The 1,503-nt window shown below is 66.0% G+C and carries 1 protein-coding gene and 2 pseudogenes; 2 read left to right on the plus strand and 1 reads right to left on the minus strand.

The genetic code is table 11. The features are described 5' to 3' along the window. Positions 1 to 53 precede the first annotated feature (53 nt). A pseudogene (locus ACRC20_RS03765) lies at positions 54 to 945 on the plus strand (IS5 family transposase). 101 nt (positions 946 to 1,046) lie between these two features. Further along, positions 1,047 to 1,364 (plus strand): transposase, encoded by a 318-nt coding sequence (locus tag ACRC20_RS03770; RefSeq protein WP_438685006.1) that lies wholly within the window; start codon positions 1,047 to 1,049, stop codon positions 1,362 to 1,364. Here ACRC20_RS03770 and ACRC20_RS03775 read toward each other — a convergent pair. After that, positions 1,353 to 1,484, minus strand: a pseudogene (locus tag ACRC20_RS03775) (ISL3 family transposase); the annotation flags it as partial. The gene ACRC20_RS03770 and the pseudogene ACRC20_RS03775 sit on opposite strands and share 12 nt — an antisense overlap. Between the last annotated feature and the right edge of the window lie 19 nt (positions 1,485 to 1,503).

Consider the following 1,503-nt stretch of genomic DNA (forward strand, 5'->3'; position numbering starts at 1 on the left):
CTAGGGCGTGTTGCTAAACAGCTTCGGGCGCCTCGTGGGCGAGTCTTGGATGCGTGTCGCGTGATGTGATCTCTGACGAGGCCTGGGCTGTGATCGGCCCGCTGTTCCCGAACGTGAAGTCGACGGGACGGCCGCCGGTGGATCGGCGCACAGTGGTCGAGGCGACGGCGTGGCGGTTTCGGACGGGCGCGCCGTGGCGGGACGTGCCGGAGCGTTTCGGGAACTGGAACACGATCTACAAGAACTTCAACCGGTGGTCCGAACAGGGTGTGTGGGCGCGGGTGCTGGAGAGGACGCAGTCGCTTGCGCAGCAGTCCGGAGACCTGGACTGGGTCGCGTCGATCGACTCCACGATCGTGCGCGTGCACCAGCACGGCGCTACCCTGCCGCGCACCACAGGGGGCTCAGTCGAACTACAAGAAGTTCGGTGAGGAGCCGTCCGATCACGCGATCGGCCGCTCCCGCGGCGGGCTGACGACGAAGAACCACCTGGTCTGTGACGGGAAGGGACGCGCACTCGCGTTCATCCTCACGCCCGGGCAAGCGGCGGACACCAGCATGCTCGCCGCCACGTTGAGCGAGATCCGCGTCTCGGGCGCGAGAGGCAGGCCGCGGTCAAGACCAGACCGAGTGCTCGCGGACAAGGGCTACCCGTCCAAGGCGAACCGGGCCTGGCTGCGCGAGCGCGGGATCGCCGCGACGATCCCCGAACGCGACGATCAGATCGCCCACCGGCGCAAGCGCCGCGGGCGACCGATCGACTTCGGCGACCAGCAACGTGCCCGCTACCGCGGCCGCAACGTCGTCGAGCGGTGCTTCAACAAGCTCAAGCAATGGCGTGGGATCGCGATGCGCTCAGACAAGACAGCACGGAACTACCACGCCGGCCTCTGCCTCGCCGCAACCCTCCACTGGCTCACCAGCACCTTTAGCAACACGGCCTAGTGTGCTGCGTGGTCGCCACCTACTCGGAGCAACGCTCCCACCGGTTTTTCTGACTGAATCGGCCTGGGTTTCGTTCCGTTCTTCAAGCAAGGATGGAATCGATGAATCAGAAGTACTCTCCCGAGATGCGTGAGCGGGCGCTGCGGATGCTGGATGAGGCCAAGCCCGAGCACCCGAACCTTATGACCGCCGTCCGTCACGTCGCTGGCCTGCTGGGCATGAGCGCGGAGACGTTGCGGGTGTGGCATCGCCGCCGCGAAGTCGACGCCGGTCAGCGGCCCGGGGTGCCCAGCGACATTGCTGAGGAGAACGCGCGGCTGCGTCGCGAGGTCGCCGAGTCGCGGCGCGCCAACGAGATCCTCAAGGCGGCGAGCGTGTTTTTCGGGCTCTTCACAGTTGAGGGTGTAGTCGCGGTCTGAAACCGGCACGGCCAGCACTGCACGGTCTGGTTCGAGCAGGTGGCCGACGGCTTCGAGATCGAGCTCGTCAAGGCGACAGAACGTGGTCAGATCAGGGCAAGCGAAGGTAGCGTCAAGCACGTCGAGGTCTTCTTGATGG

The sequence above is a fragment of the Segniliparus sp. genome (assembly GCF_051660745.1).
Classification (GTDB): Bacteria; Actinomycetota; Actinomycetes; order Mycobacteriales; family Mycobacteriaceae; genus Segniliparus.

Excerpts from the sequence above, each read along its gene's own strand:
- ACRC20_RS03770 (WP_438685006.1), top strand. The coding sequence starts at position 1,047 with ATGAATCAGAAGTACTCTCCCGAGATGCGTGAGCGGGCGCTGCGGATG.